This is a genomic window from Kitasatospora sp. NPDC051164, assembly GCF_044455625.1.
GTDB lineage: Bacteria > Actinomycetota > Actinomycetes > Streptomycetales > Streptomycetaceae > Kitasatospora.
In genome coordinates this window covers 209,514-231,792 of record NZ_JBITFB010000015.1, presented here as the reverse complement: position 1 = coordinate 231,792, position 22,279 = coordinate 209,514, and the positions used below count along the sequence as shown (strand labels likewise).

The window sequence follows — 22,279 nt, the reverse complement described above, 5'->3', positions numbered from 1 at the left end:
CTGCCGATTTAGTGGAAGGACGCCATCATGGCGAAGCTGACCCAGGACGAGCTGCTCGCGCAGTTCGAGGAGCTCACCCTCATCGAGCTCGCTGCCTTCGTGAAGGCCTTCGAGGAGAAGTTCGACGTCACCGCTGCCGCTCCGGTCGCCGTTGCCGCCGCCGGCGTTGCCGGCCCGGCCGCCGAGGCCGCTGAGGAGCAGGACGAGTTCGACGTCATCCTCGACGGTGCCGGCGACAAGAAGATCCAGGTCATCAAGGAGGTGCGCACCCTGACCTCCCTCGGCCTGAAGGAGGCCAAGGACCTCGTTGACACCGCTGGTGCCAAGGTCCTGGAGAAGGTTGCCAAGGACGTTGCCGAGAAGGCCAAGGCCGCCCTCGAGGGTGCCGGCGCCAAGGTCACCGTCAAGTGATCATGCGCCCCCTCTGAGGGGGCGTACGGCCGGGCCGATCACCCTTGCGGGTGGTCGGCCCGGCTTTTTGCGTTCCCGGGGTACCGGGCGGTGCCCGGCCCCGCTTTCCCGTCCGGGCCGGCGCGGCCCACCGGTGTGGCCCACCGCTCACTCGGCACCGTCGGTGGCGAGCGGTAAGGTGATCACCATCGTCAGGGCGGCCCCCACCACGGCGTCTGTAACGCGGGAGGGGGCCGGACCGATGGACGGGGCGAGGTCCGCCCCGTCGGCGGGCCCTTGACGAACCCTGGCGCGGCGCGCGATTCTCAAGGCGCGAGTCCGCCCGGTTGGTTCGCTGCTGGATGCATAACCAGTGGCTCCGGCGGGAAATGACTCCACGTGAGTTAGAGCAGTACCCGGCAGGCGTTCGCGTCCGCCGGCTACCGGGAGGAGTCTCCGATTCGGTCTCCGAATCAGAGCTGGACAGCAGTGTGGCCTTTGGCTACACTGTCCCTTTGCGCTGCCTGTTAGCTGCTCCGTGACTCGTCGCCCGGAGTTTGCGTTGCCCTGAAGGGGTCTGGCATCGCCTCCGCAAAGCGGCTCTGACCTGGGGTTTCGACCCCGGCGGAGGCCAGTGGCGAGGAGGCGGGTCCAAGCCCAATTAGGCCCGGCTGGTACGCGCGTAGTGAGCTCCGAGCCCTCGGAAGGACCCCCCTCTTGGCCGCGCCGCGCAACGCCTCGAACAATTCCGCCGCATCCACCGCTCCTCTCCGCGTCTCGTTCGCGAAGATCAAGGAGCCCCTCGAGGTCCCGAACCTCCTGGCCCTGCAGACCGAGAGCTTTGACTGGCTGCTCGGCAACGCGGCCTGGAAGTCCAGGGTCGAGAAGGCGCTGGAGAACGGTCTGGACGTCCCCACCAAGTCCGGTCTGGAGGAGATCTTCGAGGAGATCTCCCCGATCGAGGACTTCAGTGGGTCGATGTCGCTGACCTTCCGCGACCACCGTTTCGAGCCGCCGAAGAACTCCATTGACGAGTGCAAGGACCGCGACTTCACGTTCGCGGCTCCGCTCTTCGTCACGGCCGAGTTCACCAACAACGAGACCGGTGAGATCAAGTCTCAGACGGTCTTCATGGGCGACTTCCCGCTCATGACCCACAAGGGCACGTTCGTGATCAACGGCACCGAGCGTGTCGTCGTGTCGCAGCTGGTCCGTTCCCCGGGTGTGTACTTCGACTCCACCCTGGACAAGGTCTCCGACAAGGACATCTACTCCTGCAAGGTCATCCCCTCGCGTGGTGCCTGGCTGGAGATGGAGATCGACAAGCGCGACATGGTCGGCGTCCGCATCGACCGCAAGCGCAAGCAGTCCGTCACCGTGCTGCTGAAGGCCCTCGGCTGGACCAACGAGATGATTCTCGAGGAGTTCGGCGAGTACGAGTCGATGCGCAACACCCTGGAGAAGGACCACACCCAGGGCCAGGACGACGCGCTCCTGGACATCTACCGCAAGCTGCGTCCGGGCGAGCCGCCGACGCGCGAGGCCGCGCAGACGCTTCTGGAGAACCTGTACTTCAACCCGAAGCGCTACGACCTCGCGAAGGTCGGCCGTTACAAGGTCAACCGCAAGCTGGGCAACGCCGAGTCGCTGGACTCCGGCGTGCTCACCGAGCCCGACATCATCGGTGCGATCAAGTACCTGGTGAAGCTGCACGCGGGCGAGACCGAGTGGCGTGACGGCGAGGGCCGCGACATCGTGGTCGAGGTCGACGACATCGACCACTTCGGCAACCGCCGCCTGCGCAACGTCGGCGAGCTCATCCAGAACCAGGTCCGTACGGGTCTCGCCCGTATGGAGCGTGTCGTGCGCGAGCGCATGACCACCCAGGACGTCGAGGCGATCACGCCGCAGACCCTGATCAACATCCGGCCGGTCGTCGCCTCCATCAAGGAGTTCTTCGGCACCAGCCAGCTGTCGCAGTTCATGGACCAGACGAACCCGCTGTCGGGCCTGACCCACAAGCGTCGTCTGTCCGCGCTCGGCCCCGGCGGTCTCTCCCGTGAGCGCGCCGGCTTCGAGGTCCGTGACGTGCACCCCTCGCACTACGGCCGCATGTGTCCGATCGAGACCCCCGAAGGCCCGAACATCGGTCTGATCGGGTCGCTGGCCTCGTACGGCCGGGTCAACGCCTTCGGCTTCATCGAGACCCCGTACCGCAAGGTCATCGAGGGTGTCGTCACCGAGCAGGTCGACTACCTCACGGCCGACGAGGAGGACCGCTACGTCATCGCGCAGGCCAACGCCCCGCTGACGGCGGAGCTGACCTTCGCCGAGCCGCGTGTCCTGGTCCGCCGCCGTGGCGGCGAGATCGACTACATCCCCGGCACCGAGATCGACTACATGGACGTCTCGCCGCGCCAGATGGTGTCGGTTGCGACCGCCATGATCCCGTTCCTCGAGCACGACGACGCCAACCGCGCGCTCATGGGCTCGAACATGATGCGCCAGGCGGTGCCGCTGCTGAAGAGCGAGGCTCCGCTGGTCGGTACCGGCATGGAGTACCGCTGCGCCGTCGACGCCGCGGACGTCATCACCGCCGAGAAGGCCGGTGTCGTCCAGGAGGTCTCGGCCGACTACGTCACCGTGGCCAACGACGACGGCACGTACACCACGTACCGCGCCGCCAAGTTCACCCGCTCCAACCAGGGCACCGCCTTCAACCAGAAGGTGCTCGTGGACGAGGGCGCCCGCGTCGAGGTCAACCAGGTGCTGGCCGACGGCCCCTGCACCGACGAGGGCGAGATGGCCCTCGGCAAGAACCTCCTCGTGGCGTTCATGTCCTGGGAGGGTCACAACTACGAGGACGCGATCATCCTGTCGCAGCGCCTCGTGCAGGACGACGTCCTCTCCTCGATCCACATCGAGGAGCACGAGGTCGACGCCCGTGACACCAAGCTGGGCCCCGAGGAGATCACCCGGGACATCCCGAACGTCTCCGAGGAGGTCCTCGCCGACCTCGACGAGCGCGGCATCATCCGCATCGGCGCCGACGTCGTCACCGGCGACATCCTCGTCGGCAAGGTCACCCCGAAGGGCGAGACCGAGCTGACCCCGGAGGAGCGCCTGCTCCGCGCGATCTTCGGTGAGAAGGCCCGTGAGGTCCGCGACACCTCGCTGAAGGTGCCGCACGGTGAGTCCGGCAAGGTCATCGGCGTCCGCGTCTTCGACCGTGAAGAGGGCGACGAGCTGCCCCCGGGCGTGAACCAGCTGGTCCGCGTCTACGTGGCCCAGAAGCGCAAGATCACCAACGGTGACAAGCTCGCCGGCCGTCACGGCAACAAGGGTGTCATCTCCAAGATCCTGCCGGTCGAGGACATGCCGTTCCTGGAGGACGGCACCCCGGTCGACATCATCCTCAACCCGCTGGGTGTCCCGTCCCGAATGAACCCCGGGCAGGTCCTGGAGATTCACCTCGGGTGGCTCGCCAAGCAGGGCTGGGACGTCTCCGGCCTCGCCGACGAGTGGGCCCAGCGCCTGCAGGCGATCGGCGCCGACACCGTCCAGGGCGGCACCAACCTCGCCACCCCGGTCTTCGACGGCGCCCGCGAGGACGAGATCACCGGCCTGCTGGACAACACCACCCTCACCCGTGACGGTGAGCGCCTGGTGAACTCCACCGGCAAGGCCCGGCTGTTCGACGGCCGCTCCGGCGAGCCGTTCCCGATGCCGGTCTCGGTCGGCTACATGTACATCCTCAAGCTGCACCACCTGGTCGACGACAAGCTGCACGCCCGCTCGACCGGCCCGTACTCGATGATCACCCAGCAGCCGCTCGGTGGTAAGGCGCAGTTCGGTGGTCAGCGCTTCGGTGAGATGGAGGTGTGGGCCCTCGAGGCGTACGGCGCGGCCTACGCGCTGCAGGAGCTCCTCACCATCAAGTCCGACGACGTCCTCGGCCGCGTGAAGGTCTACGAGGCCATCGTCAAGGGCGAGAACATCCCCGAGCCCGGCATTCCCGAGTCCTTCAAGGTCCTCATCAAGGAAATGCAGTCGCTCTGCCTCAACGTGGAGGTGCTGTCCTCGGACGGCCAGTCCATCGAGATGCGGGACTCCGACGAGGACGTGTTCCGCGCCGCCGAAGAGCTCGGCATTGACCTGTCCCGGCGCGAGCCGAGCAGCGTCGAAGAGGTCTGACGGAGGTTGGGCCGGCTGCCCGCGCAGCCGGCCCGCCCCCAGGCCCCCCTCAGACCACATGAACGACTCTCGACTTACGAAAGAGGGCTTGACGACCAGTGCTTGACGTCAACTTCTTCGACGAGCTCCGCATCGGCCTGGCCACCGCCGACGACATCCGCCAGTGGTCGCACGGCGAGGTCAAGAAGCCGGAGACCATCAACTACCGCACCCTGAAGCCGGAAAAGGACGGGCTCTTCTGCGAGAAGATCTTCGGCCCCACCCGGGACTGGGAGTGCTACTGCGGTAAGTACAAGCGCGTCCGCTTCAAGGGCATCATCTGCGAGCGCTGCGGCGTCGAGGTGACCCGCGCCAAGGTGCGTCGCGAGCGGATGGGCCACATCGAGCTGGCCGCCCCGGTCACCCACATCTGGTACTTCAAGGGTGTCCCGTCCCGCCTGGGCTACCTGCTGGACCTGGCGCCGAAGGACCTCGAGAAGGTCATCTACTTCGCCGCCTACATGATCACCTGGGTCGACGACGAGCGCCGCCAGCGCGACCTGCCGTCCCTGGAGGCGCACGTCTCGGTCGAGCGTCAGCAGATCGAGAACCGCCGCGACTCCGACCTCGAGGCCCGCGCCAAGAAGGCCGAGACCGACCTGGCCGAGCTGGAGGCCGAGGGCGCCAAGGCCGACGTGCGCCGCAAGGTGCGCGAGAGCGCCGAGCGCGAGATGAAGCAGCTGCGCGACCGCGCGCAGCGCGAGCTCGACCGCCTCGACGAGGTGTGGGCCCGCTTCAAGAACCTCAAGGTCCAGGACCTCGAGGGCGACGAGCTGCTCTACCGCGAGCTGCGCGACCGCTTCGGCACCTACTTCTCCGGCTCGATGGGCGCGGCGGCCCTCAAGGACCGCCTCGAGACCTTCGACCTGGCGGAGGAGTCCGAGCGCCTGCGCGAGATCATCCGCACCGGCAAGGGCCAGAAGAAGACCCGTGCGCTGAAGCGCCTCAAGGTCGTCTCCGCGTTCCTGCAGACCACCAACAAGCCCAACGGCATGGTGCTGGACTGCGTCCCGGTCATCCCGCCGGACCTGCGTCCGATGGTGCAGCTGGACGGTGGCCGCTTCGCGACCTCCGACCTGAACGACCTGTACCGCCGCGTCATCAACCGCAACAACCGCCTGAAGCGGCTTCTCGACCTCGGTGCCCCCGAGATCATCGTGAACAACGAGAAGCGCATGCTCCAGGAGGCCGTCGACGCGCTGTTCGACAACGGCCGTCGCGGCCGTCCGGTCACCGGCCCGGGCAACCGCCCGCTGAAGTCCCTCAGCGACATGCTGAAGGGCAAGCAGGGTCGTTTCCGTCAGAACCTGCTCGGCAAGCGAGTCGACTACTCGGCCCGTTCGGTCATCGTCGTCGGCCCGCAGCTCAAGCTGCACCAGTGCGGTCTGCCGAAGGCCATGGCGCTGGAGCTCTTCAAGCCGTTCGTGATGAAGCGCCTGGTCGACCTGAACCACGCGCAGAACATCAAGTCGGCCAAGCGCATGGTCGAGCGCGCCCGTCCGGTCGTGTGGGACGTCCTCGAAGAGGTCATCGCCGAGCACCCGGTCCTGCTGAACCGTGCGCCCACCCTGCACCGCCTCGGCATCCAGGCCTTCGAGCCGCAGCTGGTCGAGGGCAAGGCCATCCAGATCCACCCGCTCGTCTGCACCGCGTTCAACGCGGACTTCGACGGTGACCAGATGGCCGTCCACCTGCCGCTCTCCGCGGAGGCGCAGGCCGAGGCCCGCATCCTGATGCTGTCCTCGAACAACATCCTGAAGCCGGCCGACGGTCGCCCCGTCACCATGCCGACCCAGGACATGGTGCTCGGTCTGTTCTTCCTCACCTCGGACCGCGAGGAGGTGAAGGGCGGTGGCCGTTCCTTCTCCTCCACCGCCGAGGCCGTCATGGCGTTCGACGCCAAGGAGCTGGACGTCCAGGCCGTCATCGACGTCCGTCTGCCGATGGGCACCGTCCCGCCCCGTGGCTGGACCCCGCCGATCGACGAGGACGGTCAGCCGGGCTGGTTCGAGGGCGAGTCCTTCCGCCTGCAGACCACCCTGGGCCGCGCGCTCTTCAACGAGCTGCTGCCCGAGGACTACCCGTTCGTCGACTACGAGGTGGGCAAGAAGCAGCTCTCCGCGATCGTCAACGACCTGGCGGAGCGCTACCCCAAGGTCGTCGTCGCGGCGACCCTGGACAACCTGAAGGCGGCCGGCTTCCACTGGGCCACCCGCTCGGGTGTCACCGTCTCGATCTCCGACGTCGTCGTCCCGCCGAGCAAGCCCCAGATCCTCGAGGGCTACGAGGCCAAGGCCGAGAAGGTCCAGCGTCAGTACGAGCGCGGCCTGATCACCAACGACGAGCGCAAGCAGGAGCTCATCGGCATCTGGACCCAGGCGACCAACGAGGTTGCCGAGGCCATGAACGCGAACTTCCCGAAGACCAACCCCATCTTCATGATGGTCGACTCGGGTGCTCGTGGAAACATGATGCAGATGCGCCAGATCGCCGGTATGCGTGGTCTGGTGTCCAACGCCAAGAACGAGACGATCCCCCGTCCCATCAAGGCGTCGTTCCGTGAGGGCCTCACCGTTCTCGAGTACTTCATCTCGACCCACGGTGCCCGTAAGGGTCTGGCCGACACCGCTCTGCGTACCGCCGACTCCGGCTACCTCACCCGTCGTCTGGTCGACGTCTCCCAGGACGTCATCATTCGCGAGGAGGACTGCGGCACCGAGCGCGGCCTCAAGCTGTCGATCGGTTCCGTGGGCGCCGACGGCGTGCTGCGCAAGGCCGACGACGTCGAGACCAGCGTCTACGCCCGCATGCTCGCCGAGGACATCACGGTGGACGGCAAGCTCCTTGCCACCGCCAACACCGACCTCGGTGACGTGCTGATCGACGAGCTGATCCGCCACGGCATCGGCGAGGTCAAGACCCGCTCGATCCTGACCTGTGAGTCGGCCGTCGGCACCTGCGCCATGTGCTATGGGCGCTCGCTGGCCACCGGCAAGCTGGTCGACATCGGTGAGGCGGTCGGCATCATCGCCGCCCAGTCCATCGGTGAGCCCGGTACCCAGCTGACGATGCGTACCTTCCACACCGGTGGTGTGGCCGGTGACGACATCACCCAGGGTCTGCCGCGTGTCGTCGAGCTCTTCGAGGCCCGTACCCCCAAGGGTGTGGCCCCGATCTCGGAGGCGCAGGGCCGGGTCCGCATCGAGGACACCGAGAAGACCCGCAAGCTGGTCATCACGCCGGACGACGGCAGCGAGGAGATCGCCTACCCGGTCTCCAAGCGTGTGAAGCTGCTCGTCAGCGAGGGCGAGGCGGTCGAGGTCGGCCAGAAGCTGACCATGGGTGCCACCAACCCGCACGACGTGCTGCGCATCATGGGCCAGCGGGCCGTCCAGATCCACCTGGTCGCCGAGGTCCAGAAGGTCTACAACTCGCAGGGTGTGTCGATCCACGACAAGCACATCGAGATCATCATCCGGCAGATGCTCCGCCGCGTGACGATCATCGAGTCGGGCGACGCCGAGCTGCTCCCGGGCGAGCTCGTCGAGCGCGGCCGCTTCGAGACCGAGAACCGTCGCGTGGTCGCCGAGGGCGGTCACCCCGCCTCCGGCCGTCCGCAGCTGATGGGTATCACCAAGGCCTCGCTGGCCACCGAGTCCTGGCTGTCGGCCGCCTCCTTCCAGGAGACGACCCGGGTGCTCACCGACGCGGCGATCCACGCCAAGTCGGACCCGCTGCTGGGCCTCAAGGAGAACGTCATCCTCGGTAAGCTCATCCCGGCCGGTACGGGTCTGCCCCGCTACCGCAACATCCGGGTCGAGCCGACCGAGGAGGCCAAGGCCGCGATGTACTCGGCCGTCGGCTACGACGACTACGACCTGTCGCCCTTCGGCGCCGGCTCCGGCCAGGCGGTTCCGCTGGACGACTACGACTACGGCCCGTACACCGGCTGAGTCGCGCGTCACTGATCGCAGGGCGGTCACCCCTCACGGGGTGGCCGCCCTGCGGCGTTTCCGGGCCTCTGCGGCGTTTCCCCGGGCCCCTGCGGGGTTTCCGGGGCCCTGGCCGAGGCCGGCGGGGGCGGCCAGGGCCCCGGAGGGAAAGCGATTAGGTCTTTTGGTCGAAGTCGCGTAAGGTCGTGTTTACCGACGCGGGGTGGAGCAGCTCGGTAGCTCGCTGGGCTCATAACCCAGAGGTCGCAGGTTCAAATCCTGTCCCCGCTACTCGTTCGAAGGGCCCGGAGGCATTTGCCTCCGGGCCCTTCGGCATTCCCGGAGGAGCTCCTCGCCCGTGCGGGGGAGACGGGGGAACCGCTCCGGGGAGGGAGGCGTGGGAACGGTCGGGTGCGGAAGGCTTCTCGGTGTCGGATGACGGGGCTTTCGAAGGGGGCCGGGGATGAAGCGGGTACTGGGCGCGGTGGCGATCACGGCGGGGGTGCTGGTCGGGATGTCGGGCTGCCTGCCGATCGGGGACGACCAGGAGCACCGGACGGTCGAGTACGGGGTGGCCGAGCCGGTCAGGGAGCTGGTGGTCGAGGGGGAGAACGGCGGCGTGGTGGTGACCGGCGCCGGTGACACCGTGCACGTGGTCGAGAACCAGAACTACAGGGGGGACGCGCCGAAGAGCACGCACGAGGTGAAGGACGGCGTGCTCCGGCTGACGTACGACTGCGACCACTGCGGCATCGGGTACACCGTGCACGTGCCGGCCGGGACCAAGGTGCGGGTGAAGGAGACCAACGGCGGCATCAAGCTGAACGGGCTGGCCGGCGAGGCGGAGGCCGACGTGAAGAACGGCGGGGTCGAGGCCAGCGGGCTGACCTCCCCGCAGGTGAAGCTGACCGCGGTGAACGGCGGGGTGCGGGCCGACTTCGCCGCCGCGCCGTCGAAGGTGGAGGCGAAGACCTCGAACGGCGGGGTGCGGGTGCAGGTGCCGGGCGGGGAGGCGTACGCGGTGGACGCGAAGGCGTCGGTCGGCGGGGTGGACGTGAGCATCCCCTCGCAGCCGGGAGCGGCGCGCACCATCACCGCGCGGGCGGAGACCGGCGGTGTGACGGTCAGCGGTGCCTGACCGGGCCGTTCCGGAGGTACTGCCGGTAGGGCATGATCTTCTCCGCGGGGGCGGTGTCCCCGGTTACGGGGGAGGTGCCGGGGTGGAGCGTGCTTCGGGCCGGCTGAACCGGCCGGCCGGGCTGAGTCCGTACGTGCAGGACTCGCTGCTGGCGGTGGTGTCGGCCGGGATCTCGATCTGGGCGGTCTACAACGACGACACGGCCTGGCCGTGGTGGGTCTACCTGGTGGCCGTGTCCACCGCGCTGCCGCTGCCCTGGCGGCGCCGGGCGCCGCTGACCGCGCTGGCGGCGAGCAGTGTGGCCTTCGTCGCGCTGTCGCTGCTGGCGCACTCGGCGAACCCGCAGGTCCCGCTGGCCGGGGTGATCGGCCTCTACACGGTCGCCGAGCGGTGCTCGGACCGGGCGCGCTGGACGGTGCTGGCGGCGACGGTGGTCGGCAACGTGATCGGCACCCACTCGCCCAACGGCGCGCTGTTCAGCCTGATCACCTCCGTCGGCTCGTTCGTGTTCGGCTCGCTGGTGCGCGCCCAGCGGGAGCTGGCCCGGGTGCAGGCGGAACGTGCCCGGGAGGCCGGTGAGCGGGCGGCCAGCGAGGCCGGCCGGGCGGTGGCGCAGGAACGGGCCAGGATCGCCCGGGAGATGCACGACATCCTGGCGCACGCGGTCTCGCTGATGGTGATCCAGGCCGAGGCCGGGCCGGTGGTGGTGCGCAGCAACCCGGACCGGGCGATCCGCGCGTTCGACACCATCGCCGACGCGGGGCGCGACGCGATGGTCCAACTGCGTCGCGTGCTCGGGGTGTTGAAGGAGGAAGGGGTCGGCCCGGAGCTGGCGCCGCAGCCCCGGCTGGCCGAACTCGCCGACGTGGCCGAGCGGGTGCGCCAGGCCGGGCTGGCGGTGGAGCTCGAACTGGCCGACGGGCTGCGCACGGCGCCCGCCGACGTGCAGGCCGCGGCCTACCGGATCGTGCAGGAGGCGCTGACCAACACGGTCAAGCACGCCGGGGCCGACCGGGCCGCGATCCGGGTGCGGCGGGCCGGGGACGTGCTGGAGGTCGTGGTCTCCGACAACGGCCGCGGGGTGCCGCCGACGGCCGGCCGTACGGTGGTCGGCTGGTCCGGCGGGCGCGGGCTGGTCGGCATCCGGGAGCGGGCGGCGGCCTGCGGCGGGCGGGCCGAGGCCGGTCCGGGGCCGGAGGGCAGGGGTTTCCTGGTGAGCGCCCGGCTGCCGCTGGGGGCGGGCGGAACGGTGGAGGGGGTGGGCGGATGACGCCGATTCGGGTGGTCGTCGCGGACGACCAGGAGCTGGTGCGGGCCGGGTTCGGGATGATCCTGGACGCGCAGCCGGACATCGAGGTGGTGGCCGAGGCGGCCGACGGCGCCGAGGCCGTCGAGGCGGTGCGTGAGCACGGCCCGGACGTGCTGCTGCTGGACGTCCGGATGCCGGTGATGGACGGGCTGGAGGCTGCCCGCCGGGTGTGCGCCGAGTTCCCGTCCACCAAGGTGATCATGCTGACCACCTTCGACATCGACGACTACGTCTTCGACGCGCTGTACGCGGGCGCCAGCGGCTTCCTGCTCAAGGACGTCCGGCGGGACGACCTGGCGCACGGGGTGCGGATGGTCGCCTCGGGGGAGGCGCTGCTCGCGCCCTCGGTGACCAGGCGGCTGATCGGCGAGTTCGCCGCCCGCCGGCCGGGGGCGCCGGAACGGGCGGTGCGGCCGCCCTCCAAGCTGCTGGAGCAGCTGACCCTGCGCGAGCAGGAGACGCTGCGGCTGATCGCGCGCGGGCTGTCCAACGCCGAGATCGCGGCCGAGCTGGTGGTCAGCGAGCACACGGTGAAGACGCATGTCAGCAATGTGCTGAGCAAGCTCGGGCTGCGGGACCGGGTGCACGCGGTGGTGTTCGCCTACGAGGCAGGGGCGGTGGTGGTGGGGGAGTCCTGACGGGCTCCGCCGCGGCGGGCTCGGCCGGGGTGCCTCCCTCGTGCGGGGGAGGCGGGGAGTTCGCCGGTGCGGGCGATCCGGGACGAGGGCCTGGGCCGGGAGGCTCTGGGGTGTCGGAAACGGACCACACCGCTGGAGAGATCGTCAGATGAACGCCACTCACGCCACCCGCCTCACCCGCCTCACCCCGTACGCCGTCGTCGGCGCCCCCGCCCTGATGGCGCTCTACGGCGGCATCCGCCTGGTCCCGGGCTCCCGCGAGCCGGGCCTCGGCTGGACGGCCGGTCACACCGCGATGCTGGCCGGGCTGCTGCTGTTCGCCCCGGTCTTCCTCGCCCTGCGCCGACAGCTCGCCCCACGCGGCACGGCCGGGCGGATCGCGGCCGGGACAGCGCTGGGGGCGGCCTTCGCGGGGCTGCTCTGCTCGCTGGTGCAGATCGGGATCGACCTGGTCGTCGGCCTCGCGGCGGCGGACAAGGGCGAGCAGTCGCGGCTCTTCGGCCGGGTGCAGGACGTCCCGGGTGTGCTGCCGGCCGTCTACCAGGTCGGCCCGCTGCTCTTCTACGTCGGCCTGCTGGCGCTGCTGACCGCCGCCGCGGCCGGCCGCTCCCGGGCGCTGCGCTGGTGGAGCCCGGTGCTGGTGCTGCTCGGCACGCTCGCTTCGGGGGCCGACCTGGCCTTCATCCCGCTCGCCGCCGCCTGCTACCTGGTGGCGCTGGCCCCGCTCGTCCGTCCGGCCGTCGCGCCGCGGCCGGTGCTGGTCTGACCCCCGCGCGCCGCCCGTCGGCTCACGGCGCGGAGCACCCGGAATTTCGGTGGCCGTGCCCGGGCCGGTGGCCGTACCGTCCGGTCCATGAACGCGAAGCGCCCCCTGATCGCCGTGCTCACCGGCGCGGGCATCTCGACCGACTCCGGCATCCCCGACTACCGCGGCCCGCAGGGCCTGTGGCAGAAGGACCCGGCGGCGCAGGAGCTGGTCACCATCGGGCCGTACCGGGACGACCCGGAGGTCCGGCGGCGGTCCTGGCTGCTGCGGCTGGAGACGGGCGCGCTGGCCGCCGAGCCGAACGCCGGGCACCGGGCGCTGGTCGACCTGGAGCGCTCCGGGCTGCCGCTGCGGGTGCTCACCCAGAACGTGGACGGGCTGCACCAGGCGGCCGGGCTGCCCGCCCGCAAGGTGCTCGAACTGCACGGCACCGCACGGGAGACGCAGTGCCTGCGCTGCCGGGTGGTCGCGCCGATGGCCGACGCACTGGCGCGGGTCGAGGCAGGCGAGCCGGACCCGGCCTGCCGGGAGTGCGGGGGGATCCTCAAGCCACGCACGGTGATGTTCGGCGAGAACCTGGACCCGGAGGTGCTCGGCCAGGCCGAGTCGATCGCCCGCGGCTGCGACGTCTTCATCGCGGTCGGCACCAGCCTGCAGGTGTTCCCGGTGGCGGCGCTGCCGTACAGCGCGGTGGAGGCCGGGGCGAAGCTGATCATCGTGAACGGCGAGCCCACGCCGTACGACGAGGCGGCGGACGAGGTGATCCGGGAGCCGATCTCGGAGGCGCTGCCCGAGCTGGTGCGGCGGCTGGTGAGTGAGCGGGCGTGAGGGGTGGCGGGCAATCGGAAGGGCCTCAAGGCGGAAGGGTCTGAAGCCGGAAGGGTCTTAAATCGGACGTACCGCGTGCGTACGATGATCCTTCCGGCTTCCCCTCACGGCCTGGAGTGATCGACCGATGACGACGACGGCGAAGTTCGACCCCTGGTCGGCGGCGTTCGTGGCCCACCCGTACGACGCGTACGCCGAACTGCGCGACCACGCGCCGGTGACGTACTTCGAGCCGACGAACCAGTGGCTCGTCGCGCGCCACGAGGACGTCAGCGCGCTGCTGCGCGACCGACGGCTCGGCCGCACCTACACCCACCGCTTCAGCCACGCGGAGTTCGGCCGCCCCGGGCCCGACCCGGCGCACGAGCCCTTCCACACCCTGAACGACCACGGGCTGCTCGACCTGGAGGCGCCCGACCACACCCGGATCCGCCGGCTCGTCTCCAAGGCCTTCACCCCGCGCATGGTCGAGGGCCTGCGCCCGACCGTCCGGCGCCTGGCCGGCGAGCTCGTCGACGACCTGCTTGCGGTCGGCGGCGGCGACCTGATCGCCACCGTCGCCGAGCCGCTGCCGGTCGCCGTGATCGCCGAGATGCTCGGCGTCCCGGTGGGCGACCGGCACCTGCTGCGGCCGTGGTCCGCCGACATCACCGGGATGTTCGAGCTCAACCCGACCGAGGAGGCCGCCCGCCGGGCCGTCACCGCGAGCATCGAGTTCTCCGACTACCTGCGCGCCCTGATCCGCGAACGCCGGGTGAACCCGGGCGAGGACCTGATCAGCGCGCTCATCCAGGCCCAGGAGGGCTCCGACGCGCTGAGCGAGCAGGAGATGATCTCCACCTGCGTGCTGCTGCTCAACGCCAGCCACGAGGCGACCGTCAACACCACCGGCAACGGCTGGTGGGCGCTCTTCCGCCACCCCGAGGAGCTCGCCCGGCTGCGCGGCGCGGTGGACGAGCTGCTGCCCACCGCGATCGAGGAACTGATGCGCTGGGACACCCCGCTGCAGATGTTCGAGCGCTGGGTCCTGGAGGACATCGAGGTCCGCGGCGTCACCATCCCGCGCGGCTCCGAGGTCGCCCTGCTCTTCGGCTCCGCCAACCGCGACCCCGAGCGCTTCGCCGACCCCGACCGGCTCGACCTCGGCCGCGCCGACAACCCGCACATCACCTTCGGTGCCGGAATCCACTTCTGTCTCGGCGCCCCGCTTGCCAGACTGGAGCTCACCGAGTCCTACGGCACCCTGCTGCGCCGGGCCCCGGGCCTGCGGCTGGTCCGCGAGCCCGAGTGGAACCCGGGGTACGTGATCCGGGGGCTCAGGGAACTACTGGTCGAGGTCTGACGGACAGCCGGACAGCCGGGCAGACGGACAGACAGACGGAGAAGAGGGGGGAGCGGCCGTGGGCAAGGCGACGGGGGCGCTGCTGGGGCTGGCGATCGGCGACGCGATCGGCCGGGTGACGGAGTTCAAGACCGTCGAGGCGATCGCCGCCGACCATCCGGACTGGCGGCAACTCCCGCTGCCGGACAAGGCCTTGGTCACCGACGACACCCAGATGACGCTCGCCCTCGGCCGCGGCCTGCGCACCGCCCTGGCGCGCGGGCCCCTCACGCCCCTACGGCTGGAACGGCCGGTTCGCGAGGAGTTCGTCGACTGGTGGCGCTCCCCGGAGAACAACCGCGCCCCGGGCATGACCTGCCTGCGCTCCTGCGAGCGGCTCAGCCGCGCCGAGTACCGCTGGCAGCAGGCGAGCGACGTCGGCTCCAAGGGCTGCGGCGCCAACATGCGGGTCGCCCCGATCGGGCTGATCCGCGAGCTGGACGCCCGGCAGCTCTCCGGCGCCGCCCAGCTGCAGTCCGCGCTCACCCACGGCCACCCCACCGCGCTCGCCGCCAGTGACCTCACCGCGTACGCCGTCCGCAAGCTCGCCGAGGGCGTGCCGCCGGCCGGCCTGCCCGCGGTGCTGCGGGCGTACGCGCTGGCGAGCCGGGAGCGGTACGACGAGTTCTGGCTCGGCGACCTCGCCGCGCTCTGGTACGGCGCCTCGCCGCAGGCCGTCATCGCCCGCGGCTGGGACGACTGCCTCGCCGTCCTCGACCAGCTGGAGGCCGCGCTCGCCGCCCCCGACCCGGAGGCCGACCCCTGCCTGGCCACCGGCGAGGGCTGGGTCGCCGAGGAGGCCTTCGGCACCGGCCTGCTCTGCTTCCTGCTGCTGCCGGACGACCCCGTGGCTGCCGTCCGCCGGGCCGCCTACTCCAGCGGCGACTCCGACTCCCTCGCCTGCCTGACCGGCGCCTTCGCTGGCGCCCACCACGGCGAGACGGCCTGGCCGGCCGAGTGGGTGGAGCGGATCGAGCACCGGGACGAACTGCTGGAGCTCGGCGCGCTCTGGGACTGAGCGGAGCCGGGCGGCGGGGTCCACCCAGGGCCGCTCGGCGGGGTCCACCCAGGGCCGGGCAGCGGCGTTCGCGCAGGGCCGCTCGGCGGGGCGAGCGGAACCGGTCGGCGGGGCGGCGCGTCGAAGGGCCATGACGAACCGCAGCACCGGAACCCGTCGTCCACCGCGCCGCCCGGCGGCGCTGCTCCTCGCCGCCGCGCTCGCCGCACCACTGCTCGCCGGCTGCGGCAGCAGCGGGGCGGCCGCGCCCGCGGAGCTCAGGGCCTCGGCGCCCGCCAGCCGGCCCCCGGTCGACCCGGCCCAGCTGACCGCGACCGCGACCGCCACCGACGCCTTCGGCCTCGACCTCCTGCACACCCTCACCACGCGGCCCGACGACGCCGGCCGCAACCTCGTGGTCTCCCCGTCCGGCCTGGCCACCGTCCTGGCCATGCTGCTGCCCGGCACCCGGGGCACCACCGCCGACGAACTCGCCAAGGCCCTGCACACCGAGCTCACCCCGCAGCAGTACGCCCTCGCCACCGGTGCGCTGAACCGCCAGGCACCCTCCGGCAACGGGCTCACCCTGCGCCAGAGCGACGACCTCTGGGCCCAGCGGGGCCTCGCCGTCTCACCGGACTACCTGACCACCCTCGCCGCCGCGTTCGACGCCGGCGTGCACCCCGCCGACTTCGCCAAGGACCCGGAGGGCTCCCGCAAGGCCGTCAACGCGGCCGTGGAGAAGGCCACCGAGGGCCGGATCAAGGACCTCTTCGCCCCGAACGCGATCACCGCGGACACCCGGCTGGTGCTCACCGACGCGCTCTACCTCAAGGCCAAGTGGGCCTCCGCGTTCAAGCCCTCGCAGACCGCCGACCGCCCGTTCCACAAGCTCGACGGTTCCGCCCCGGCCGTCCCCTCGATGGGTCAGACCGGCGGGTTCAAGTACGCCGACGGCTCCGGCGGGATCGTCGGCGAGCCCTGGCAGGCCGTCGAACTCCCGTACGCGGGCGGCGGGTTGGCGATGGACCTGATCGTCCCCGCGCAGGGCGGCTTCGCGGCCTTCACCAAGGGCCTGGACCAGCCCCAGCTCGACCGGATCCTCGGTGCCCTCGCCGAGCGGCACGTCGACCTGCAGCTTCCGCGCTTCCACTTCGACACGTCCAACGAGCTCACCTCCGCGCTGCGCTCGCTCGGCGTGAAGTCGCTCTTCGACGGGGCCGACCTCAGCGGCATCGCCAAGGATCCGCTCGCCGTCAGCACGGTGGTGCAGAAGGCCACCGTCGAGGTCGACGAGGACGGCACGGTCGCGGCGGCCGGCAGCGGCGTCGGGATCGCCGGAGCGGCCGCGCCGGCCCCGGACCAGACCGTCCAACTGCACATCGACCGGCCGTTCCTGTTCCTGATCCGGGACACCCAGGGCGGGCGGCCGCTGTTCCTCGGCCAGGTCACCGATCCGCAGGCACGCTGAGGGACCCGGGGAGGGACCCCTACCGGGGAGGGAACCCGCCAGGGAGGCGCCCCTACCAGGCCGGGTAGCGCCCGCCGAGCCCCGGGTGGAGCGGGTCGCGGCTGCCGAACAGCACCAGCAGGTCGTCCGCGACCTGCCGCAGCTCGGCCCGCCCCTCCACCGCCCCGGCCCACTCGGCGGGCAGCGCCGAGGCGCCGTACGCGGCCCCGACCAGGTTGCCGCAGACCGCGCCGGTCGAGTCGCTGTCCCCGGAGTGGTTCACCGACAGCAGCAGCGCGGTGCGCACCGGGTCGGAGTCGAGGGTGGCCGCCAGCAGCGAGTACACCGCGATGGCCAGGCACTCCTCGGCGATCCAGCCGAGCCCGACCCGCTCCACCGCCTCCGCCGCGGGCTCGGACTCCTGGGCGACCCGCACCGCCCGGGCCAGCGCCTGGACGGTCTCCTTGGAGCCCGGCAGCTCGCGGATCTGCTCCACGGTCTCGCCGACCGCCGCCCACGGCTCCGTCCCGTTCGCGAGCCGCTCGATCAGCGCCGCGAAAGCGCCCGCCGCGAGGTAGCCGGTCGGGTGCCCGTGGGTGAGCTGGGCGCACTGCACGGCCAGCCCGAAGGACTGCTCGACGCCCAGCCGGGCCAGCCCGAACGGCGCCGAGCGCATCACCGTGCCGCAGCCCTTGGAACCCGGGTTGATCGGCCCCGGCCGCCCGATCACGGACGGCGCCTCGAACACCGGGTGCTCGGACACCCCGCTCAGACAGGCGTTGCCCGGCGCCCGCCGCGCGTACAGGAAGGGCTGCCGCAGCAGCCAGCCGTCGTACGGGCGGGGCTGCGGCACGGTGTCCGGCGCGGGCTGGTACTGCGTCAGCAGCCAGCGCCGGTAGGCGCCGTGGACGGCCTCCGGCACCGAGCCTCCGCCGCCCGTCCAGCCGCGGACGAAACCGCGGATCAGGCCCTCGGCGGTGAACAGCGTCATCTGGGTGTCGTCGGTGACCTCGACCGGCCCGGGACCGCCCGGCAGGGAGGTCACGCCCGCCGGCCCGTAGTGGCCCTGGATCTGGTGGAGCTGCTGGAACTCCACCGGCCAGCCCAACGCATCGCCGATGGCTCCGCCGAGCAGCGCTCCGCGCACCCGGTCCCGATACCCCGACTCGGCAGCCGGCTCCGTCACGTCGAATCCCCCTTCGTTCGTGGCGGAATACGTTCTACCAGGTCTCGGTGCGGTGCTACCGACGGATCTCCCCGGCGCGCCCGTGCAGCGCGGCCCGGTCGGCGGCGGCCCGTCCGGCCGCCCAGCCCTTGCCGTCGCTGACCCGGACCCGCTGCGAGACCAGCTTCGGGAACAGTCGGCCGATCTCCTCGTCCACCGCCTCCGAGCGGGCGGCGAGCGCGGGCAGCAGCCGCTCGTCCGGCAGCAGCTGCTCCTCGGTGCCGTCCTCGCGCAGGTGCCGGCCGGCCGCGGCGGCGCTGGTGGTCCGCTCGGTGGCGGCGGTCAGCCGCTCGCGGATCCGCGCCGCGTACGCGACCAGGAAGGAGTGCCGGAACGCCTTGCTGCGCGAGTCCCGGCGGGAGCCCGCCTTGTTGAGCGCGTGGGTGGCCTGCACCAGCAGCGAGGTGTAGAGCAGCTCGACGCCGTCCAGGTCGCCGTCGAAGCCGACCACGGTGCAGAAGCCGAACTCCTTCGCCCACACCACCCGGCACCGGTTGGCCACCGCGACCGCGTCCAGCAGCATCGTCTTGGGACCCTCGTACGGGTTGTCCACCCCGATCCGCAGCGCCGCCGGGGCGTCCCGGTCCGCACCGGCGGCCGCCAGCAGCGCCTCGTCGATGCTGTGCTGGGCCATCAGCTGCTGGGCCTTGGCGGTCAGCGCCTCGGCCTCCTCCGGGTACTCGGTGGACTCGGCCTTGGCCAGCAGCGCCCGGATCCGGGCCAGCATCCGCGGCTCGCCGGCCAAGGAACCGGGACGCTCCGACCCCGAGTGCCGCGGCCCCGACTGCCGCGACCCGACGTGCTGCGGCCGCACCGTCTGCCCGGGAGCCGGTCCCACCGGGGCGATCGGCGGCAGCCGGCCCCAGGTGCGCAGCAGCTCCAGGACGGCGGTGGCGAGCGCGAAGCGGTCCAGCCGGTGCCGCTGGGCGAACGCCCCCAGGTACTGCTCGTCGCCGGGCCACCAGGCCTCGACCTCCAGCTCGCGCAGCTGCTCCTGCCAGCGCCGGTCGAGCGCCGCCGCGGGGTGGCGGCGGTCCTCGGCGGCGATCAGGTCCACCGCGAGGGCCAGGTGGACGGGCTTCAGCCCGCGCCGCACCACCCGCGCCAGGTCGGCCGGGCGCCACCCGGCGGACCAGCAGCGGCCGACGGCGGTGTCCGCGTACCCCAGCAGGGCCCGGCTGACCGCCGGCCACTGCCCGGCCGAGGCGGCCAGCAGCGACGCCCCGGTGTCCAGCGCGAGGTCCAGCCCCTCCTCGGGGGTCGTCAGCACCGCCCGCACCGCCTGCTCCAGTAGCGGCCCGGCGTCTCCGCCCTGCTGCGCGCCCTTGCCCACGGTGTGTCCCTGCTCTCCTCGACGGCCCTGTTCCTCCTGCCCATGATGCCGGAGCCCGCACCGACGACCGGGACGGACGACTGCGGAGGACGGCGGGGAGGGGCGGGGGAGCAGGCAGCGGCGCCCGGCCCCAGGACGGGACCGGGCGCCGGAGGAAACGGTTCGGCTCAGCGCTGGACGGCCTTGGCCAGGATCTCCGGGATGCGCTCCAGCAGCCGGGTGGCCGCCATCCGTACGCCGAGGACGGCGACCAGGGCGCCGTACATCGGGCCGATCAGCAGGACCGGCCAGCTCGGCCCGTCCGAGGTCAGCGCCCAGCCGAGGTAGCCGCCGGCCGGCAGGGCGAGCAGTGCGACGCCGAACATCGAGCCGAACGAGTTGAGCATGACCAGCCCGCTCTGGCCGGGGGCGGCGTTGCGCATCGGGTTGTTGTCGGCGGGCATGGCGTACGGCACCAGCACGCTGAACATCGCGCCGAGCGCCACCCCGCAGCCGAGCAGTGCGAAGGCCAGGCCGAGCGCGGCCGGCAGGTCCGCCCACGTGTCGGTGACGCCCGCCAGTGCCAGCCCGAGCACCCCCGTCACCGGGATCGCGTAGGACAGCACCGCGTACGCCCGGCCGCGCAGCTCGTCGCGGGCGTCGGCCGGGGTGCGCAGGGTGGCGGCGACCATCCAGAACGCCGAGCCGTCCATGCCGAACAGGTTGAGCATCTGCAGTCCGAGGAACATCCCGGTCATCGCGAGCAGGTACACGCTCGCCCAGCCCTGGACCATCGACAGCACGCAGATCACCACCGTCATGCCGATGCTGGTGAACAGCGCGGCCTTGGCCCGCGGTTCGCGCCAGGCGTACCGCAGGTGGCGCTGCATCACCGCGCCGGCCCGGCCCTGGGGCAGGAAGCCCCAGCCGCGCGAGCGCTGCACCCCGCGCGCCACCTCCAGGGTGGAGGAGTCGGCGGTGACCATGAGTTCCTGCAGGCTGCCGCGCCACCAACGCAGCAGCAGCGCCAGCAGCACGCCGGCCGCGGCGAGCTGCAGCACCGCGAGCCCGTACCGGCCCTCGGCGGCGGTGCGCGGCGCGTCGGCGGCGCTGATCGGCGGGATCCAGCGCAGCACGGAGGCGATCGGCTTCAGCGGACCGAGGTCGAGGTCGTCGCCGGGGCGACCGAAGACGCTCTGCGAACCGACGTTGGCGGCCTGGATCAGCAGCGCGAAGGCCAGCCCGCCGAAGATCGCGAAGTCCTTGCCGCGACGGCTGGAGAGCATCCGGGCGTTGCCGGCCGCGACCGCCCGGGAGAGCGTGACCAGGCAGAGCACCGCGAGCGGCACGCCGACCACGGCGACCGCGGCCGAGGCCCCGCCGCCGGCGCCGGCCAGTACCGCGCCGGTCACCAGCACCAGGTTGATCAGCGGCCCGGGCCCGATCAGCGCGGCCAGCAGCGAGCCGCGCAGCAGCGGGCCGGGCCGCAGCGGCAGCATGGTGAGCCGGGTCGGGTCGGCGCTCTCGTCGCTGGAGAACAGGAAGAGCGGCAGCGCGGCCCAGCCCAGGGTCAGCACGCCGAGCAGCATCACGCCGGCGTCCCCGGAGCCCGCGAAGCGCCCGTTCAGCGCGGCCAGGGCGACGGCGATGCCACCCGCGAAGGCCAGGCCCACGACGCCGCCGATCACGAAGACGGCGGTCCGGCCGGGGCTGCGCCGCAGCCCGTTGCGCAGCAGCCGCAGCTTGAGCGCGACCAGGGCGCGGACCACCGTCCGCCCGTCGGGGACGGGAACGGGGGCGCGGACGGCGGCGGTGCTCACTGGGTGCCCCCGAGCCAGCCGAGCGCCTGCCCGTCGTCCTCGCGGACGCCGATCAGGTCGAGGAAGGCCTCGTGCAGGCTGCGCCCGCCCCGCACCGAGTCCAGCGGGCCCTGGGCGATCACCCGGCCCGCGTTGACCACCGCGACCCAGTCGCAGAGCTGCTCGACCAGCTCCATCACGTGGCTGGAGAAGACGACCGTGGAACCGGCCGCCGCGTACCGCTTGAGCACGCCGCGGATGGTCTGCGCGGAGACCGGGTCGACGCCCTCGAAGGGCTCGTCCAGGAACAGCACGTCGGGGTTGTGCAGCAGCGCGGCGGCCAGGCCGATCTTCTTGCGCATGCCGGTGGAGTAGTCGGCGACCAGCTTGTCGGCGTCCCGGCCGAGGTCCAGGACGGTCAGCAGTTCCTCGGCGCGGCGGTCCACCTCGGCGCCGGGCAGGCCGCGCAGCCGCCCGGTGTACTGCAGCAGTTCGCGTCCGCTGAGCCGCTCGAACATCCGCAGGCCCTCGGGCAGGATGCCGATCCGCGCCTTGACCGTGACCGGGTCCGCCCACACGTCGGTGCCGTGCACCAGGACGGTGCCCTGGTCGGGCCGCAGCAGTCCGGTGACCATCGACAGCGTGGTGGTCTTGCCGGCGCCGTTCGGGCCGACCAGGCCGATGAACGAGCCCGCCGGCAGTTCCAGGCTCAGCCCGGCCACGGCGGCCTGGGTGCCGAAGTGCTTCCACAGCCCTCGGATGCTGACGGCGGACGGGGTGCCCGGTTCGGGGTGGTCGGAGGAGGGCGGTGATGACGCCTGCATGGCGGCCTTCTCTGCTCGTGGTGGCCGGAGTTCGTGGTGGCCGGACTCCCGGGGTTC

The 22,279-nt window shown here is 71.7% G+C and carries 15 protein-coding genes and 1 tRNA gene; 12 read left to right on the top strand and 4 right to left on the bottom strand.

All coding sequences use genetic code 11. The annotated features are described in order from the left end of the window. Positions 1-27: 27 nt before the first annotated feature. From rplL to ACIBEC_RS23620, 12 genes are all read left to right on the top strand, one after another. Positions 28-411 (top strand): 50S ribosomal protein L7/L12, encoded by a 384-nt coding sequence (rplL, locus tag ACIBEC_RS23675; RefSeq protein WP_360494915.1) that lies wholly within the window; start codon positions 28-30, stop codon positions 409-411. A gap of 696 nt (positions 412-1,107) precedes the next feature. Beyond that, positions 1,108-4,584 (top strand): DNA-directed RNA polymerase subunit beta, encoded by a 3,477-nt coding sequence (gene rpoB, locus ACIBEC_RS23670; RefSeq protein ID WP_360494918.1) that lies wholly within the window; start codon positions 1,108-1,110, stop codon positions 4,582-4,584. Between the two features lie 98 nt (positions 4,585-4,682). Beyond that, entirely contained in the window at positions 4,683-8,576 is a 3,894-nt protein-coding gene (locus ACIBEC_RS23665) for a DNA-directed RNA polymerase subunit beta' (RefSeq protein ID WP_360494921.1), read from the top strand. 196 nt (positions 8,577-8,772) lie between these two features. Next, positions 8,773-8,846: transfer RNA gene (locus ACIBEC_RS23660), tRNA-Met, on the top strand. Positions 8,847-9,018: 172 nt separating this feature from the next. Next, positions 9,019-9,693, top strand: coding sequence for a DUF4097 family beta strand repeat-containing protein (locus tag ACIBEC_RS23655; protein WP_360494924.1), 675 nt, complete (start codon positions 9,019-9,021; stop codon positions 9,691-9,693). Positions 9,694-9,775: 82 nt separating this feature from the next. Beyond that, complete coding sequence (locus ACIBEC_RS23650; RefSeq protein WP_360494927.1) at positions 9,776-10,963, top strand: sensor histidine kinase; 1,188 nt, start codon at positions 9,776-9,778, stop codon at positions 10,961-10,963. Further along, on the top strand, positions 10,960-11,640 hold the full coding sequence (locus ACIBEC_RS23645; protein WP_360494930.1) for a response regulator transcription factor: 681 nt from the start codon (positions 10,960-10,962) through the stop codon (positions 11,638-11,640). Before ACIBEC_RS23650 ends, ACIBEC_RS23645 begins: the two co-directional genes overlap by 4 nt. Before the next feature lie 148 nt (positions 11,641-11,788). After that, complete coding sequence (locus ACIBEC_RS23640; protein WP_360494933.1) at positions 11,789-12,406, top strand: hypothetical protein; 618 nt, start codon at positions 11,789-11,791, stop codon at positions 12,404-12,406. A gap of 87 nt (positions 12,407-12,493) precedes the next feature. After that, positions 12,494-13,234, top strand: coding sequence for a Sir2 family NAD-dependent protein deacetylase (locus ACIBEC_RS23635; protein WP_360494936.1), 741 nt, complete (start codon positions 12,494-12,496; stop codon positions 13,232-13,234). A gap of 127 nt (positions 13,235-13,361) precedes the next feature. Then, positions 13,362-14,576, top strand: coding sequence for a cytochrome P450 (locus ACIBEC_RS23630; RefSeq protein WP_360494939.1), 1,215 nt, complete (start codon positions 13,362-13,364; stop codon positions 14,574-14,576). Positions 14,577-14,634: 58 nt separating this feature from the next. Beyond that, a complete protein-coding gene (locus tag ACIBEC_RS23625; RefSeq protein WP_360494941.1) occupies positions 14,635-15,633 on the top strand; it encodes an ADP-ribosylglycohydrolase family protein in 999 nt (332 codons plus the stop codon). A gap of 130 nt (positions 15,634-15,763) precedes the next feature. After that, entirely contained in the window at positions 15,764-17,083 is a 1,320-nt protein-coding gene (locus ACIBEC_RS23620; RefSeq protein ID WP_360494944.1) for a serpin family protein, read from the top strand. Positions 17,084-17,135: 52 nt separating this feature from the next. Here the strand turns inward: ACIBEC_RS23620 and ACIBEC_RS23615 are convergent, their stop codons facing one another. The 4 genes from ACIBEC_RS23615 to ACIBEC_RS23600 form a co-directional block, all read right to left on the bottom strand. Beyond that, positions 17,136-18,248 (bottom strand): ADP-ribosylglycohydrolase family protein, encoded by a 1,113-nt coding sequence (locus tag ACIBEC_RS23615; RefSeq protein WP_360494947.1) that lies wholly within the window; start codon positions 18,246-18,248, stop codon positions 17,136-17,138. Positions 18,249-18,303: 55 nt separating this feature from the next. Then, positions 18,304-19,620 (bottom strand): DUF2786 domain-containing protein, encoded by a 1,317-nt coding sequence (locus ACIBEC_RS23610; RefSeq protein WP_360494950.1) that lies wholly within the window; start codon positions 19,618-19,620, stop codon positions 18,304-18,306. A gap of 167 nt (positions 19,621-19,787) precedes the next feature. Continuing rightward, the gene (locus ACIBEC_RS23605; protein ID WP_360494953.1) at positions 19,788-21,419 is read right to left on the bottom strand and encodes a transporter; all 1,632 of its coding nucleotides are present in this window, start codon (positions 21,417-21,419) and stop codon (positions 19,788-19,790) included. Beyond that, a complete protein-coding gene (locus tag ACIBEC_RS23600; RefSeq protein WP_360494956.1) occupies positions 21,416-22,222 on the bottom strand; it encodes an ABC transporter ATP-binding protein in 807 nt (268 codons plus the stop codon). Before ACIBEC_RS23600 ends, ACIBEC_RS23605 begins: the two co-directional genes overlap by 4 nt. Positions 22,223-22,279 lie beyond the last annotated feature (57 nt).

Bases quoted from the DNA above. Each gene is read 5' to 3' on its own strand.
- rplL (WP_360494915.1), top strand. From the start codon at position 28: ATGGCGAAGCTGACCCAGGACGAGCTGCTCGCGCAGTTCGAGGAGCTC.
- ACIBEC_RS23655 (WP_360494924.1), top strand. From the start codon at position 9,019: ATGAAGCGGGTACTGGGCGCGGTGGCGATCACGGCGGGGGTGCTGGTC.
- ACIBEC_RS23645 (WP_360494930.1), top strand. From the start codon at position 10,960: ATGACGCCGATTCGGGTGGTCGTCGCGGACGACCAGGAGCTGGTGCGG.
- ACIBEC_RS23640 (WP_360494933.1), top strand. From the start codon at position 11,789: ATGAACGCCACTCACGCCACCCGCCTCACCCGCCTCACCCCGTACGCC.
- ACIBEC_RS23635 (WP_360494936.1), top strand. From the start codon at position 12,494: ATGAACGCGAAGCGCCCCCTGATCGCCGTGCTCACCGGCGCGGGCATC.
- ACIBEC_RS23630 (WP_360494939.1), top strand. From the start codon at position 13,362: ATGACGACGACGGCGAAGTTCGACCCCTGGTCGGCGGCGTTCGTGGCC.
- ACIBEC_RS23620 (WP_360494944.1), top strand. From the start codon at position 15,764: ATGACGAACCGCAGCACCGGAACCCGTCGTCCACCGCGCCGCCCGGCG.
- ACIBEC_RS23600 (WP_360494956.1), bottom strand. From the start codon at position 22,222: ATGCAGGCGTCATCACCGCCCTCCTCCGACCACCCCGAACCGGGCACC.